Source organism: Sandaracinobacteroides hominis, assembly GCF_016464365.1.
In the GTDB taxonomy this organism is placed as follows: Bacteria; Pseudomonadota; Alphaproteobacteria; order Sphingomonadales; family Sphingomonadaceae; genus Sandaracinobacteroides; species Sandaracinobacteroides hominis.
In genome coordinates this window covers 217,381-231,173 of sequence record NZ_JADCUC010000005.1, presented here as the reverse complement: position 1 = coordinate 231,173, position 13,793 = coordinate 217,381, and the positions used below count along the sequence as shown (strand labels likewise).

Genomic DNA, 13,793 nt, shown 5'->3' with positions numbered 1-13,793 from the left:
CGAACGCGCTGCGTCGTGTGCCCGGTGGAAGTTTACATGACTCCTGTTGCCATCTTGGTCCTCTCGCTCAGCATGTCGGCCGATGCCTTTGCCGCGGCTGTCGGGCGCGGTGCTTCGCACCGGCCGACGGCTCCCGCCGCCATCAAGGCCGGGCTGGTGTTCGGCATCATCGAGGCGATCACACCGCTGATCGGCTGGTCCTTGGGCATTGCCGCTGCCGGCTATGTGGAGCAGGTGGATCATTGGATCGCCTTCGGGCTGCTGGCGCTGGTGGGCACCAACATGATCCGCCAGAGCCGCCGCGTGGAAGCGGAGGGGGAGGAGGACCTGCCTCGGAAAACGGGGCCGTGGGTGCTGATCGCAACGGCCATCGGCACCAGTATCGACGCCGCCGCCGTGGGCGTCGGCCTTGCCTTCATCGGTGCCGATATCCTGATCATTGCCGCCTCGATCGGCTTTACCACCTTTGTCCTCACCACCATCGGCATGCTGATCGGCAAGGCCGTTGGCGTGCGCTTCGGCAAGATGGCGGAGCTGGTGGCCGGCATCGCGCTGATCGGGCTGGGCCTTGCGATCCTGCTGGAGCATCTGGGCTATCTGGGCGGCTAAGCGCGCCCTCTCCTATTTCAACCTTTGTGCAACGCGCGGACAGTGCCTAGATAGGCGGGATGGCACCGCGTCCTCTCATCGACGGCTTTGGGCGGCGCATTTCCTATGTGCGGCTCTCGGTGACGGATCGTTGCGATTTCCGCTGCAGCTATTGTATGCCGACCGAGATGGAGTTCCTGCCGAAGCGCGACGTGCTGACGCTGGAGGAACTGGACGCCATCGGCTCGGCATTCGTGGCGCGCGGGGTTTCGCGACTCCGGCTTACCGGCGGCGAGCCACTGGTGCGAAAGGGATTTCTGGAGTTGGTGCAAGGGCTTTCCCGGCATATCGGCTCCGGACTGGACGAACTGACGCTGACGACCAACGGCAGCCAGCTGGCGCGTTTTGCCGAGCCCCTGTTCGCAGCCGGCGTGCGGCGGGTGAATGTGAGCCTGGATACGCTGGATGCCGGACGCTTCCGCGCGATCACGCGGCGCGGCGAGATCGGGCCGGTGCTGGAGGGGATTGCGGCTGCGAAGGCGGCGGGGCTTGGCGTGAAGATCAACATGGTGGCGCTGAAGGGGCTGAACGAGGACGAGATATCCTCGATGGCGAGCTGGTGCGGCGAGCGCGGCTTTGACCTCACCTTCATCGAGACGATGCCCCTGGGGCTGATCGAGGAGGATCGTACCGATCGCTATCTGCCGCTGAGCGAGGTTCGGCGGGAGCTGGAGCGGCGGTTGACGCTGGTGCCGCTGACCGAGCGGACGGGCGGCCCTGCGCGCTATGTTCGGGTGGCTGAGACGGGCCAGAAGCTGGGCTTCATCACGCCGCTGACGCATAACTTCTGCGAGAGCTGCAACCGTGTGCGGGTGACGGCGACAGGCACGCTGTTCATGTGCCTGGGGCAGGAGGATCGGGTGGAGCTGCGCGATCTGCTGCGCTCGGGCGGGCCGGATGCGCTGGATGCAGCGCTGGACCGGGCTATGCTGCTGAAGCCGAAGGGGCATGACTTCGTGATCGAGCGCCGCGCTGCGGAACCTGCGGTTGGCCGCCATATGTCGATGACGGGCGGCTGAGGGCTTTGATGACGCAGGGGAACGGGGCGTTGAAGCTGGGGCTGCTCGTGTCGAAGACGCCGCAGGCGGAGCTTGCCGAGGCGGAGCTGCGCGCGGCGCACCCGTTTGCCGAATGGCCCGAGACGGATCGGCTGATCGCGCTGGGCGGCGACGGCTTCATGTTGTCGGTGCTGCACCGGATCCTGGATTCGGTGTCACCGAAGCCGGTGTTCGGGATGAACCGTGGGACGGTCGGCTTCCTGATGAACGATTATGGCGTGGAAAATCTGGTCGCGCGCGTGGCGGCGGCGAAGAGCTTCTTCCTGTCGCCGCTGGTGATGGAGGCGACGACGGCGGACGGGCGGCGCGTGGTGTCGCCGGCGATCAACGAGGTGTCGCTGCTGCGCGAAACGCGGCAGGCGGCCAAGATCGAGATCATGATCGACGGCAAGGTGCGGCTGGACGAGCTGGCTTGCGACGGGGTGATGGTGGCCTCGCCCGCCGGGTCCACGGCCTATAATCTTTCCGCCGGGGGCCCAATCCTGCCGCTGGACTGCGATCTGCTGGCGCTGACGGCGCTGAGCCCTTTCCGGCCGCGGCGCTGGCGGGGGGCGCTGGTTTCCAACAAGTCCGTTGTCGAGTTTCGCATATTGGAAAGCGAACGGCGCCCGGTGAGCGCGGTTGCCGACCAGGTAGAAGTGCGAGACGTGCGGCACGTAAAGGTGAGCTATGACCTGTCGCGCCGGCTCGAGCTGCTGTTCGATCCGGACTATGCGCTGGATGACCGGATCGTGATGGAGCAATTTCTGAGCTAAACAGGCCGGATTTGGGGAGAGTGGAAGATGGTGTTTGTGCGGGAGGATGTGCAGCAGCTGCTGACGATGATGGCCTCGGTTCCGGGGCCGCAGATGCACGAGGTGGACCCGGCGACGGCGCGTGCCATGTATGTGCAGATGGGACAGATTGCCGAGCGTCCGCTGCCGGAAGGTGTGGCGACGGCTGACATCGAGATTCCCGGGCCCGCGGGCGCCATCCGGGCGCGGACTTACAGGCCGGCCAATGCCGCCGCCGATGGACCGACGGTGGTTTTCTATCACGGCGGCGGCTGGGTGATCGGCGATCTCGATTCGCACAACAGCCTGGTCGGCGAAATTGCGAAACTGACCGGCTGGAACGCCATTGCCGTCGATTATCGGCTGGCGCCGGAGGCGGTGTGGCCGGCGGCCGTGGACGATGCGCTGGCGGCGGCGCGCTGGGTGGCGGGTTCGCCATCGGCGCTGGGGTTCAAAGCGGGGCCGCTGCTGTTCTGTGGCGATTCGGCGGGCGGCAATCTTTCCGCCATTGCGGCGCGCGCGCTGCGCAAGGAGCTGAAGGTGCTGGCGCAGTGGCTGATCTATCCGGGTGTCGACATGACAAACGCCACCGGTTCGATGGAGGAATTTGCGGAAGGCTATCTGCTGACGGCAGCTGGAATGGCCTGGTTTGGCGGGCATTATGCTGCCGAAGTGACCAGCCCGCTGGCGTCGCCGGCACTGTCCGACGATTGGGCGGACCTGCCACCGGCCCTGGTGTTCACCTGCGGGCTGGACCCGCTGCGCGACCAGGGCCGGGCCTATGCGGGGAAGCTGATTGCCGGCGGTAACCGGGTGATCTTCCGCGAGGCGGCCGGGCAGATCCACGGCTCGGCGCAGCTGCGCGGGGCGCTGCCTTCGGCGCAGGCCGATCTTGAGGGGCAAGTGGCTGATCTGAAGGCGCTGCTCGCGTGAACGACGCGGAAGGAAGAATAGCGTGAAGGATCTCCCCTATCGGGCGGGCGTTGGCGTGATGCTGGTGAACGGCGCCGGCCGCGTCTTTGTCGGCCAGCGCTTCGATTCGGTGGTGGAAGCCTGGCAGATGCCGCAGGGCGGCATCGATCCAGGTGAAGACCCCTATCAGGCGGCGCTGCGCGAGATGGAGGAGGAGACGGGGGTTAAGCCTCATCTTGTCGAGCTGATTGCCGGCACCGACGACTGGCTGACCTATGACCTGCCGCCCGAACTGGTGGGGACAATCTGGAAGGGGCGGTATCGCGGCCAGCGGCAGCGCTGGTATGCGCTGCGTTTTCTGGGAACGGACGCGGACGTGGACCTGATGGCCCACGCCGCGGCCGGCCATGCGGAATTCAAGGCGTGGCAATGGGCTGATCTGGCGCAGCTGGCCGAGTTGATCGTGCCCTTCAAGCGCGATCTGTATCGGCAGCTTGTGGCGGAGCTGGGGCCGAAAATCGCCTGATCCTGTCAGTGGTTGCTCTTGACCGCGCGGGAATCGCGCGGGCAGTGGTGCAGCGCACAAGAAAACAGGAGATCGCATGCAGCAGCCGCAAATCCGCACCGACTGGAGCCGGGCCGAAATCGCGGCGCTGTTCGATCTGCCCTTTAACGATCTGCTGTGGCAGGCGCAGCAGGTGCACCGGGCGCGCTTCGATGCGAACGCCGTGCAGCGTTCCACCCTGCTGTCGATCAAGACCGGCGGATGTGCCGAGAATTGCGGCTATTGCAGCCAGTCGGCGGCGTTCGAGACGGGGCTGAAGGCGACGAAGCTGTCGGGACTGGAGGACGTGGTGGAAGCGGCGAAGGCCGCGCGTGACGGCGGTTCGACACGTTTCTGCATGGGAGCGGCCTGGCGTTCGCCGAAGGAGCGGGACATGGCGCCGCTGCTGGAGATGGTGCGCGAGGTGAAGGCGCTGGGGCTGGAAACCTGCATGACGCTGGGGATGCTGACGCCGGATCAGGCCGGGCGTTTTGCCGATGCCGGGCTGGATTACTACAACCACAATCTCGACAGCTCGCCGGAATATTATGGGCAGGTGGTGACCACGCGCACCTATGGTGACCGGCTGGATACGCTGGAGCATGTGCGCGAGGCGGGGATCTCGGTGTGCTGCGGTGGGATCGTGGGCATGGGCGAGGCGCGGGAGGACCGGATCGGCTTCCTGCACGCGCTGGCGACCTTGCCGGCGCACCCGGAATCGGTGCCGATCAACCAGCTGGTTCCGGTGGCGGGGACGCCGCTGGGCGATATGCTGCGCGGCACGCCGATGGGCGAGATCGACGAGATCGAGTTCGTGCGGACGGTGGCGGTGGCGCGCATCCTGATGCCGGGATCGATGGTGCGGCTGTCGGCCGGACGGGAGAGCATGTCGGCCTCCACGCAGGCGCTGTGTTTCCTGGCCGGTGCCAACAGCATGTTCACCGGCGACAAGCTGCTGACGACGGGCAATGCCGGCGCGAACGCCGATGCGGCGCTGTTCGAGCGGCTGGGGCTGACGGATATGGTGCTAGAGGCGACCGAGTAGCATCAGGCGCACGGCGCGGGCTATCACTGAGGTCGGGGTGCACTTCTATTGCCAGCGGCGAGTTGCACATGCAGGCTGGGTGCTCGCTTAACGAAGGTTATGTGCATGGCGTTGGTGTATATGTCGGTTCTCAGTGTTGCGGCTGCTGTTGCAGCAGCCCCTGTTCCTATAAATGTCGCAGAGAATGTTACCGGCGGAGCCGCCAGCGCGGAGAAGATATTGGCGGCAAGCAATTCTTCGCAAATGCTCGCCGCGCAATTTCGTGCGCTGGTTGCGGACGGCCGACTGAAGGAGATAAGGATCGTTGCGCCTGAACAGGCCATCAATCGGCAAGGTCGTGAGTTGCAGGGCTGGTATGACAGCGGCATCATCTATCTGACGACGGATATCATTGCGAAATTCTCCACCGTGGAAAGCGGACGCTCCGACACACTGGATTATTCCACAAATAACCCGAACGACTTGGTATTCCTGCTGGGTTTTCTGGCAGAGCGGGCACAGAATGCGGCTTCAAACACTGCAGAAATCGCGAAGATCCAACAGCGAATGAAGGATGAAGCCTCTAAGCTGAGGCCGGATCAACCCTTCAATGTCACTCCCATGGTGAACGAGCTGCTTGCAATTCAGCTGGGATATGCGGCGCGCGCATACATCAATGGCTGGGGCGTTATGAGAGAAGCGGCGGAAACGAAGAACGGCAAGAAGCTCGACATGAAGAGTTTCGCTGGGCTTATGATGAAATCCCGCACGCTTCCTTTACTGCATCTTGCAATCAACAAGCCGAATTTTTCCCTGGGTTCGGATGGACGCATCAGGCCGATAGCCGCAAATGTGGGAGCCGTAAGCCTTGCTTTGCAAGAGACTCCTATGCCGGAATTTGACTGACAGGCTAAAGCCGCTCGCCCGGCAGGATGTGTGCCTGCCGGACCCAGTCCGCGAACTGTACCCAGTCGAAGTCCTGGTCTTCGTGGATGTGGACGTAGCGGGTGTCGCCGCTTTTTGACGGTTCTGGCGGCATCGGGCTGAGCGACTGGCCCCGGAAGAAGGTGATTTTCACATAGCGGTTGAAGCAGTGGAAGACGAGGAACCAGCCGGCCTCCTTGCCGTCGGGCGAGCCATAGAAGGGCGAGTTCCATTTCACCGCCTTGCGGACGCCGGGGACCGTTTCGCTGACCGTGGAGTCGATGCGGCGGCCGATGGCCTGCTTCCAGCCGGGCATGGCGGCGATATAGGCCTGCACCGAGGCGTCACCGTCACCCTTGGGCATTTGCGGGTTGCCGCCGCTGAGTAGGCGGGGTTCGTCTTCTTTATCGATCACATTTCAATCCTTTAGCGATAGAGCAACTGCTTCTCCATTCTTGTGATCAAACGCACAGTCACATCTCGCGCGCCAAGATAGATAATGTGTTTCTGGGTATGGAGAATCGCCATGTCATGGCAAGCGGTCTGGAACAGTCTCATTGAGCAGTTCAGTGGGGTCAGTTTTGTAACTTCTGGCTACGGGCAGTCACTTCGAGACAATTTCATCACTCTGAACCCAGCCGATCCAGGTTATCCGCAAAAGCTTGCCGAGCAGGATAAAATTCGCAATGCTTTGGAAGCTGAAATTTCTAAAATCGAACCGAACTTCACGCAGCTTTTTGCCATAGAGATCAAGCTTGCGGAGATTTTACCGGACGAACATGTTACTGCGCGATTCTGGGCAGTCGAAGACAGATTCCGGCGCATCGTTCCGACATCATCCCAGACATCCTATATGGCCAGTATCCCTTCTAAAGGCGAACGCCAATGGAAAGACACCAGATTTTTGCGTCAGCAGACATTGGCGCTGCTTGAGGTAATTCATTCCGACATTCTGATAAATTTCTATCGTGAGAAGTCGATAAATAGACTAAAGCTGTTTCTTTTCATTATCGTTCTCATTGCTGCTGCAACGGCTTATACAATCAACAGCGCATTATCGCTGCTCTTTGTATGTGGCGTGTTGGGCGCCGCCACTAGTGTGATGCAGCGGCTGCAGACCGCTGTCGCCAACGATGCGATGACCCAAGATGGCCTTTTCGAGTTGATCGGCCTGAGATTAGGCTGGATCGGTATTTCCCTCTCGGCTCTTTGGGGCGGGATATTCGCCCTCTTGATGTACTGCATAGTAATGGCGGGCGCGTTGGAACTGGCAGCGCCCGCCAGAGCCGGAGAAAAGGCAACCCAATCGATCGTTTCCGCAAATTTGGATCAACAAGCAAATGCTCCCGATGCGGTTGTTCCGCCCGACAGGAATGCCCCGTCTGGGCGCCCGAACATGTCAGCTACCTGCATGGTCGCACAGAATGGCAAGGATGAAAAACCTGTCGCCAATGCCCTGGACACGCTCGGATGCAGGCATTCTGTTGCCTTGGGACTGAATTCGGGCGCTGACTTTTTCAAGATTCTGTTGCTGGCGTTCATTGCCGGATTTGCGGAGCGCCTTGTTCCGGACATCCTGTCCCGTATCAGTAAGAAATATTCTTCTGCCCTGAACTGACGGCAGGCCGCTAAATCAAGCCTGCCAACGGACTTGAGGGATCGGCGTAGCGGCGTAGCGGCATGCGGCCGGCGAGATAGGCGTCGCGCCCGGATTCGACCGCCGCCTTCATCGCGCGGGCCATGCGGACCGGATCCTTGGCTTCGGCGATGGCGGTGTTCATGAGAACGCCGTCGCAGCCGAGTTCCATGGCGATGGCGGCGTCCGACGCGGTGCCTACGCCTGCGTCGACCAGCACCGGCACCTTCGATTGTTCGACGATGAGGCGGATGGTGATGCGGTTCTGGATGCCGAGGCCGGAGCCGATGGGGGCGCCCAGCGGCATGATCGCGGCAGCGCCCGCTTCCTCCAGGCGCTTGGCCACGATGGGGTCGTCGGTGGTGTAGACCATCACGTCGAAGCCCTCCCTCACGAGAGTTTCGGTCGCTTTCAGGGTTTCGACGACGTCCGGGTAGAGTGTTTTCGCGTCGGCCAGCACTTCGAGCTTCACGAGGTTCCAGCCGCCGGCTTCGCGCGCGAGGCGCAGCGTCCGCAGCGCATCGTCTGCGGTGAAACAGCCGGCCGTGTTGGGCAGATAGGTGTAGCGTTTCGGATCGAGGAAATCGGTCAGCAGCGGCTGCGACCTGTCGGTGAGGTTCACGCGGCGGACGGCGACGGTGACGATTTCCGCGCCCGATGCCTCGGCTGCGGCAGCGTTCAGCGCATAGTCCTTGTACTTGCCGGTCCCGACTATGAGGCGGGAATTGAAGGTGCGGCCGGCGACCGTCCAAGTATCGCCGGGGTTACCGCCGGTTGGCCAGCTGTCATCCTGCCCGCCGCCTACGAAGTGGACGATTTCCAGCGCGTCGCCGTCTGCAAGGGCGACTTCGCCCCACTGGCTCATCGGCACGATCTCGCGATTGCGCTCCACCGCCACCCTGCCCTTTTTCAGCTCCAGGCTGGCGACGAGGTCGGCGACATGGGTGCCGTCAGCGATGCTGCGCGGCTCTCCGTTCAGGGTGATGGCGATTTGCATGAATGCCTCTATAAGCCGCCAGACCATTTGCTCAACCGGAGGCGACGCTTGGCTGATCTTGTTCTCGTGCTGAACGGCCCGAACCTGAACCTGTTGGGGACGCGGGAGCCCGAGGTCTATGGCAAGACGACGCTGGACGATATCGCCAACATGCTGGTGACGCAGGGCGACAATCTGGGGATCGAAGTGGATCTGCGCCAATCGAACCATGAAGGCCATCTGATCGACTGGCTGCACGAGGCCGCCGGGCGAAGAGCGCTGGCGGTGATCCTGAATGCTGGCGCCTATACGCACACGTCTATCGCCCTGCGGGATGCGATCAAGTCGATCCCGGTGCCGGTGATCGAGGTGCATCTTTCCAATCCAGCCGCGCGCGAATCCTTTCGCCATGTGAGCCATGTCTCGCCGGTTGCGGCTGGCGTTATTCAGGGCTTTGGCGCGGCCGGATATGCCCTTGCGCTGGACGCCGCCGCGCGGATGCGGCAAGAGCGCGGCTAATTCATATTTACCCAAAGGGACTATAGAATGGCTGCTTCCAAGACGGGGGAAAGCGACAGCATGCGGGTTGAAGTGGCGCTGGTGCGCCAGCTTGCCGCGCTGCTGGACGAAACCAACCTTACCGAAATCGAAGTGCATGACGGCGACCGCGCCATTCGCGTGGCGCGCGGCGGCGTCGCGGTGGCGGCGGCTGCGCCTGCGCCCGTGGCGGCGGCTCCCGCGCCTGCGGCAGCTGCGCCTTCTGCTGCTGCCCCTGCCGAGCATCCTGGTACTGTGAAATCGCCGATGGTGGGCACTGCCTATCTGTCTCCTGAACCGGGGGCGAAAAATTATGTCGAGGTCGGCGCTTCCGTGAAGGAAGGCGACACGCTGCTGATCGTGGAAGCGATGAAGGTGATGAACCCGATCGTTGCCCCCAAGGGCGGCAAGGTGAAGTCCATCCTCGTCAGCAACGAGCAGCCGGTCGAATATGACCAGCCGCTTGTGATCATCGAATAACGGGCATGTTCCGCAAGATCCTGATCGCCAACCGGGGCGAGATTGCGCTGCGCATCCTGCGTGCGGCGCGTGAAATGGGCATCAAGACGGTTGCCGTGCATTCGACCGCCGACGCCACCGCCAAGCATGTGCGGCTGGCCGACGAGGCGATCTGCATCGGGCCGCCGCCGGCCTCCGACAGCTATCTGAACATCCCGAACATCATCGCTGCGGCGGAAATCGCGCAGGCCGATGCCATCCACCCCGGCTATGGCTTCCTTTCCGAGAACGCGCGCTTTGCCGAGATCGTGGAGGAGCATCGGATCACCTGGATCGGGCCGTCCCCGGATCATATCCGGACGATGGGCGACAAGGTGGAGGCGAAGCGTACGGCAGGCGCACTGGGGCTGCCCCTGGTGCCCGGTTCCGATGGGGCCGTGGAGACGGTGGACGAAGCCCGCGCTGTTGCCGAGAAGTTCGGCTATCCGGTGCTGGTGAAGGCCGCAGCCGGCGGTGGTGGCCGCGGCATGAAGGTGGTGGAAAACGCCGCCATGCTGGAAGGCGCGTTTCGACAGGCGCGGCAGGAGGCGAAGGCCGCCTTTGGCCATGACGCCGTCTATATCGAGAAATATCTTTCCAACCCGCGCCACATCGAGTTCCAGGTGTTTGGCGACGGCAAGGGTGCTGCCATCCATCTGGGTGAGCGTGACTGTTCGCTGCAGCGGCGGCATCAGAAGGTGCTGGAGGAAGCGACCTCCCCGGCGCTGGGCGAGGTCGACCGCAACCGCATGGGGCTTATCTGCGCCAAGGCGATGGCGGACATGAAATACCGCGGCGCCGGCACGATCGAGTTCCTGTGGGAAGATGGCGAGTTCTACTTCATCGAGATGAATACCCGCCTGCAGGTGGAGCATCCGGTGACGGAGCTGCTGACCGGCATGGACCTGGTCAAGGAACAGATCCGCGTGGCGGCTGGGATGCCGCTGTCGAAGACGCAGGCCGACGTGCATTTGAAGGGCCACGCCATCGAGGCGCGGATCAATGCGGAAGACCCGCAGACCTTCGCGCCTTCGCCGGGACTGGTGAACGAGTTCCACGCAGCCGGCGGGCCTGGCGTGCGGATCGATAGCGCGCTCTATTCCGGTTATCGGGTGCCGCCGACCTATGACAGCCTGATCGCCAAGCTGATCGTGCATGCCGACACCCGCGAGGAAGCGATTGCGCGGATGAAGCGGGCGCTGGAGGAAATGGTGGTTTCCGGAATCAAGACGACCATCCCGCTGCACCAGCGGCTGATGGACGAGCCGGACTTCATCAGCGGCGATTACAGCATCAAGTGGCTGGAAGCCTTGCTGGCGAAGAAGGCTCCGCAGGTCTGATTCTGTTTCCCTCTGTTGGTGTTCCGCAGGGGGAAACTTCCCAAACTTCCCAGTGACTCCTGCGTGGGCGGGCGCGCGTAGCCGATGGGCTGGCTGTAGGACAGGGAAATTTGCGAGGTGGTTTGCCGCCTGCACCCATGCCTTGTGGCATGAACCGGGGTTTGTAGGACAGGCTGATGACGACTGGACGCAAGGAACTGCTGGCGCGCTTCATCCGGCAGGTTTGGGATGACGGCGATGCCGAGGCGGCGGGCGATTATCTGGCGCCGGCCTATACCATTCACCACGACCCGGGTGACCCGTGGGAAGGCCGGACCCTGGACCTGCAGGGATTCCGCGAGCGGCTGGTGCAATCGCGGGCTGCGTTTCCCGATCAGCGGTTCGACGTGCAGGGGATGTTCGCGGACGGCGACGGGGTGGTGATGACCTGGCTGTGGGAAGCCACGCATGCGGGCGATATTCCCGGGTATCCGGCGACGGGGCATAGGATCCGGATGTCTGGGGCGACGCTCTATCTGTTCGATGCGGAGGATCGGCTGACCGGTCATTGGCAGATTGCCGACCGGCTGGGGGTTTTTCAACAGTTGCAGCGGAACGTCGCGGCGGGCTGAAGGCCTTTGCTCTTGGGGACGCAAATGTGTAGCAGCCGCCCCCCATGCCCGATTCTGCTCCCTTCACCCTTGGCCTTGATTTCGGCACCACCAATTCGGTGGCGGCCGTTGCGCGCGGCGGCGTTTCCGACCTGTTGATGCTGGATTCGCCGGATGGGCCGGAGGCGGCGTTTCGCTCTGCCCTGTGCTTCTGGGAAGATGAGGGGTTTCGCAAAGGCATCGCCCATGAGGCGGGGCCCTGGGCGATTGCGGAATATCTGGCCTATCCGGGGGGCAGCCGGTTCTTGCAGTCGTTCAAGTCGGTGGCGGCGAATGCGACCTTTGAACATGCGACGATCTTCGAGCGGCGCTACAAGTTCGAGCAGCTGGGCGGGGCGTTCCTGGAGAAGATGGCGCTGCGGGCGAAGGGGGCATTTCGGGGCGCTTCGCGGGTGATTGTGGGGCGGCCGGTGGTCTATGCCGGCTATCGGCCGGACGAGAAGCTGGCGCGGCAGCGCTATGACGCGATGTTTGCCGGGCTGGGGGCCGAACTGCACTATGTCTATGAGCCGCTGGGGGCGGCGTTCAGCTATGCCTCTCGCATCAGCGAGCCGGCGACGATCCTGGTGGCGGATTTCGGCGGCGGCACCAGCGATTTTTCCGTGGTGCGGATCGAGGCACCGGGTGCGGTGCAGCGCTGCGTGCCGCTGGGGCATGACGGGGTGGGGATTGCCGGCGACCGATTCGATGCGCGGATTGTCGACCATCTGGTGATGCCTCTGTTGGGCAAGGGCGGGCGTTATCGCTCGTTCGACAAGGTGCTGGATATACCGCCGGGCTATTTCGCCGATTTTGCCGACTGGTCGCGGCTGGCGCTGATGCACAACAAGCGGACCATGGCGGAGCTGGAGTCGCTGCGGCGATCGGCGCTGGACCCGGAGGCGATCGGGCGGATGATGGCCGTGATCGAGCAGGAGCTGGGCTTTCCGCTGCACGAGGCGGTGGGACAGGTGAAGCGCGAGCTTTCGGTGGCGGAAAGCGCGGTGTTCCGCTTTGCCGGGGCCGGGCTGGCGATCGAGGCGGAGGTTACGCGGGCGGAGTTTGAGCGGTGGATCGCGCCGGATGTGGCGGCGATGGAAGCGGCGGTGGATCGGGCGCTGGCGAAGGCGGGGGTTGCAGCGGCGGAGATCGACCGGGTGTTCCTTACCGGCGGGACTTCGCTGGTGCCGCGCGTGGCCCGGCTGTTTGCCGAGCGCTTTGGCGACGAACGGATAGCGACCGGGGGTGAACTCACCTCTATTGCGCATGGGCTGGCGCTGATCGGGAACGAGCCGGATATTGGGGCCTGGGTGGTGTGAGCTATTGGCCCGGGAAGGCGCAGGTCAGTTCCCATGCGGCGCCGGGGCGGTCCAGCTCTACCGTGGAGCAGTAGCGCAGCACGTCACGGCCGATCAGCATCCAGGGTTCGCGGCGTTTGCCCTTTTCCTTTTCGGCCGTGACGACGATGGCGTCGGGGTCTTCCTGGCTGTCTCCGGTGATGCCGGCGGCGGCGCGGGCGTCCAGCTCTTCCGCGCGGGCCTTGGTGATGCGGGCGTTTGGGCGCATGAGCGGAAGACCGAGAATTTCGGCGCCTGCAGTGGGGGTGAGGGTTTCAACCGGCAGCTTGAGCGCCGGGACCGGGGACCACAGACCGACGCGGCCGGTGCGGCGGACGAGGCCTTCGCGCTCCAGGACTGTGGCGGCGGCGGCGTTCATGACCGTCGCCTCGCTGGTGAAATCGAAGACGATGTGAACCTTTTCCCTGCCGGCCTTCCAGAGCATGTCGCTGTCGCCCTTGCCCGCGCGGGCGAGGCGGAAGGTACGGGTGCCGGCGGTGGGGGCCGTCGGGTTGTGGATGCGGACGCGGTCTGCGTCGAAGGCCATGACCGAGACGACGCCGGCCTGCGGGGCGGGGACAACATCCTTGTCGATCCAGGCGGTGGGAAGTTTCTGGTCGCCGGTGCCGCCGACGTTGGCGGTGATGAGGTTGCCGCGGATGGTCGCTTCGCCGCCGGGGAGCTGTGGGTTTTTCAGCTTGAACTTGCCGATGATGGGGAAGGGTTTCAGCTTCAGATCGAGGGCGGGCTGGAGGTTCAGCAGCATCGCCTTGTCGAAGCCGAGGCTGACGCGGACGGGCAGGCTGCCGCGCTTCAGCTGGACGGTGGTGAGGGGGATCGGATTGGCGGTAAGTTCGACGAGGGGGACGGGCTTTGCACGCAGCGGAGCGGCAACAAGGAGCGGGGCGGCGAGGAGCAGGATGGGGATTGCGGCGCGCATGGGGGCATCATGGCGCC

Annotated in this window: 16 protein-coding genes; 13 read left to right on the top strand and 3 right to left on the bottom strand. The window is 63.6% G+C overall.

Annotated features, from left to right (window positions below; all coding sequences use genetic code 11):
- The first annotated feature begins 36 nt into the window (after positions 1–36).
- The 7 genes from IM784_RS12315 (at position 37) to IM784_RS12285 (ending at position 5,865) form a co-directional block, all read left to right on the top strand.
- On the top strand, positions 37–609 hold the full coding sequence (locus IM784_RS12315; protein WP_199555640.1) for a manganese efflux pump MntP: 573 nt from the start codon (positions 37–39) through the stop codon (positions 607–609).
- Positions 610–668: 59 nt separating this feature from the next.
- Complete coding sequence (gene moaA, locus IM784_RS12310) at positions 669–1,667, top strand: GTP 3',8-cyclase MoaA (RefSeq protein WP_199555639.1); 999 nt, start codon at positions 669–671, stop codon at positions 1,665–1,667.
- A gap of 8 nt (positions 1,668–1,675) precedes the next feature.
- Positions 1,676–2,461 (top strand): NAD kinase, encoded by a 786-nt coding sequence (locus IM784_RS12305; RefSeq protein ID WP_199555638.1) that lies wholly within the window; start codon positions 1,676–1,678, stop codon positions 2,459–2,461.
- Positions 2,462–2,488: 27 nt separating this feature from the next.
- The gene (locus tag IM784_RS12300) at positions 2,489–3,412 is read left to right on the top strand and encodes an alpha/beta hydrolase (protein WP_199555637.1); all 924 of its coding nucleotides are present in this window, start codon (positions 2,489–2,491) and stop codon (positions 3,410–3,412) included.
- 22 nt (positions 3,413–3,434) lie between these two features.
- Positions 3,435–3,917 carry an RNA pyrophosphohydrolase gene (locus IM784_RS12295; protein WP_328799526.1) on the top strand — a complete coding sequence of 161 codons (483 nt, stop codon included), beginning with the start codon at positions 3,435–3,437 and terminating at the stop codon, positions 3,915–3,917.
- A gap of 76 nt (positions 3,918–3,993) precedes the next feature.
- Complete coding sequence (gene bioB, locus IM784_RS12290; RefSeq protein WP_199555636.1) at positions 3,994–4,980, top strand: biotin synthase BioB; 987 nt, start codon at positions 3,994–3,996, stop codon at positions 4,978–4,980.
- A gap of 105 nt (positions 4,981–5,085) precedes the next feature.
- On the top strand, positions 5,086–5,865 hold the full coding sequence (locus IM784_RS12285) for a hypothetical protein (RefSeq protein ID WP_199555635.1): 780 nt from the start codon (positions 5,086–5,088) through the stop codon (positions 5,863–5,865).
- Positions 5,866–5,869: 4 nt separating this feature from the next.
- Here IM784_RS12285 and IM784_RS12280 read toward each other — a convergent pair whose 3' ends face one another.
- Complete coding sequence (locus IM784_RS12280; RefSeq protein WP_328799525.1) at positions 5,870–6,298, bottom strand: DUF1801 domain-containing protein; 429 nt, start codon at positions 6,296–6,298, stop codon at positions 5,870–5,872.
- 111 nt (positions 6,299–6,409) lie between these two features.
- Here IM784_RS12280 and IM784_RS12275 point away from each other — a divergent pair, with 111 nt between their 5' ends.
- Positions 6,410–7,501, top strand: a complete 1,092-nt coding sequence (locus IM784_RS12275) for a hypothetical protein (RefSeq protein WP_199555634.1) — start codon at positions 6,410–6,412, stop codon at positions 7,499–7,501.
- 10 nt (positions 7,502–7,511) lie between these two features.
- On the opposite strand, the gene thiS is transcribed toward IM784_RS12275, so the two are convergent.
- Positions 7,512–8,516: a sulfur carrier protein ThiS gene (gene thiS, locus IM784_RS12270; RefSeq protein ID WP_199555633.1), complete on the bottom strand. Its 1,005-nt coding sequence runs from the start codon at positions 8,514–8,516 to the stop codon at positions 7,512–7,514.
- 48 nt (positions 8,517–8,564) lie between these two features.
- Between thiS and aroQ the strand changes: the two genes are divergently transcribed.
- The 5 genes from aroQ to IM784_RS12245 all read left to right on the top strand — a co-directional run bounded on the left by aroQ (position 8,565) and on the right by IM784_RS12245 (position 12,818).
- Positions 8,565–9,014: a type II 3-dehydroquinate dehydratase gene (aroQ, locus tag IM784_RS12265; protein ID WP_199555632.1), complete on the top strand. Its 450-nt coding sequence runs from the start codon at positions 8,565–8,567 to the stop codon at positions 9,012–9,014.
- Positions 9,015–9,041: 27 nt separating this feature from the next.
- The gene (gene accB / locus IM784_RS12260) at positions 9,042–9,512 is read left to right on the top strand and encodes an acetyl-CoA carboxylase biotin carboxyl carrier protein (protein WP_235977145.1); all 471 of its coding nucleotides are present in this window, start codon (positions 9,042–9,044) and stop codon (positions 9,510–9,512) included.
- A 5-nt stretch (positions 9,513–9,517) separates the two neighbouring features.
- Positions 9,518–10,870, top strand: a complete 1,353-nt coding sequence (gene accC, locus IM784_RS12255; RefSeq protein WP_199555631.1) for an acetyl-CoA carboxylase biotin carboxylase subunit — start codon at positions 9,518–9,520, stop codon at positions 10,868–10,870.
- A gap of 176 nt (positions 10,871–11,046) precedes the next feature.
- The gene (locus IM784_RS12250; RefSeq protein ID WP_199555630.1) at positions 11,047–11,481 is read left to right on the top strand and encodes an ester cyclase; all 435 of its coding nucleotides are present in this window, start codon (positions 11,047–11,049) and stop codon (positions 11,479–11,481) included.
- Positions 11,482–11,525: 44 nt separating this feature from the next.
- Positions 11,526–12,818, top strand: coding sequence for an Hsp70 family protein (locus IM784_RS12245; RefSeq protein WP_199555629.1), 1,293 nt, complete (start codon positions 11,526–11,528; stop codon positions 12,816–12,818).
- 1 nt (position 12,819) lies between these two features.
- On the opposite strand, the gene IM784_RS12240 is transcribed toward IM784_RS12245, so the two are convergent.
- The gene (locus IM784_RS12240) at positions 12,820–13,776 is read right to left on the bottom strand and encodes a hypothetical protein (RefSeq protein ID WP_199555628.1); all 957 of its coding nucleotides are present in this window, start codon (positions 13,774–13,776) and stop codon (positions 12,820–12,822) included.
- Between the last annotated feature and the right edge of the window lie 17 nt (positions 13,777–13,793).

What these genes read in the sequence shown, in the direction of transcription:
- IM784_RS12315 (WP_199555640.1), top strand. Translation starts at nt 37, where the DNA reads ATGACTCCTGTTGCCATCTTGGTCCTCTCGCTCAGCATGTCGGCCGAT.
- accB (WP_235977145.1), top strand. Translation starts at nt 9,042, where the DNA reads ATGGCTGCTTCCAAGACGGGGGAAAGCGACAGCATGCGGGTTGAAGTG.
- IM784_RS12250 (WP_199555630.1), top strand. Translation starts at nt 11,047, where the DNA reads ATGACGACTGGACGCAAGGAACTGCTGGCGCGCTTCATCCGGCAGGTT.
- IM784_RS12305 (WP_199555638.1), top strand. Translation starts at nt 1,676, where the DNA reads ATGACGCAGGGGAACGGGGCGTTGAAGCTGGGGCTGCTCGTGTCGAAG.
- thiS (WP_199555633.1), bottom strand. Translation starts at nt 8,516, where the DNA reads ATGCAAATCGCCATCACCCTGAACGGAGAGCCGCGCAGCATCGCTGAC.
- moaA (WP_199555639.1), top strand. Translation starts at nt 669, where the DNA reads ATGGCACCGCGTCCTCTCATCGACGGCTTTGGGCGGCGCATTTCCTAT.
- bioB (WP_199555636.1), top strand. Translation starts at nt 3,994, where the DNA reads ATGCAGCAGCCGCAAATCCGCACCGACTGGAGCCGGGCCGAAATCGCG.
- IM784_RS12285 (WP_199555635.1), top strand. Translation starts at nt 5,086, where the DNA reads ATGGCGTTGGTGTATATGTCGGTTCTCAGTGTTGCGGCTGCTGTTGCA.
- IM784_RS12300 (WP_199555637.1), top strand. Translation starts at nt 2,489, where the DNA reads ATGGTGTTTGTGCGGGAGGATGTGCAGCAGCTGCTGACGATGATGGCC.
- IM784_RS12240 (WP_199555628.1), bottom strand. Translation starts at nt 13,776, where the DNA reads ATGCGCGCCGCAATCCCCATCCTGCTCCTCGCCGCCCCGCTCCTTGTT.
- IM784_RS12275 (WP_199555634.1), top strand. Translation starts at nt 6,410, where the DNA reads ATGTCATGGCAAGCGGTCTGGAACAGTCTCATTGAGCAGTTCAGTGGG.
- accC (WP_199555631.1), top strand. Translation starts at nt 9,518, where the DNA reads ATGTTCCGCAAGATCCTGATCGCCAACCGGGGCGAGATTGCGCTGCGC.
- IM784_RS12245 (WP_199555629.1), top strand. Translation starts at nt 11,526, where the DNA reads ATGCCCGATTCTGCTCCCTTCACCCTTGGCCTTGATTTCGGCACCACC.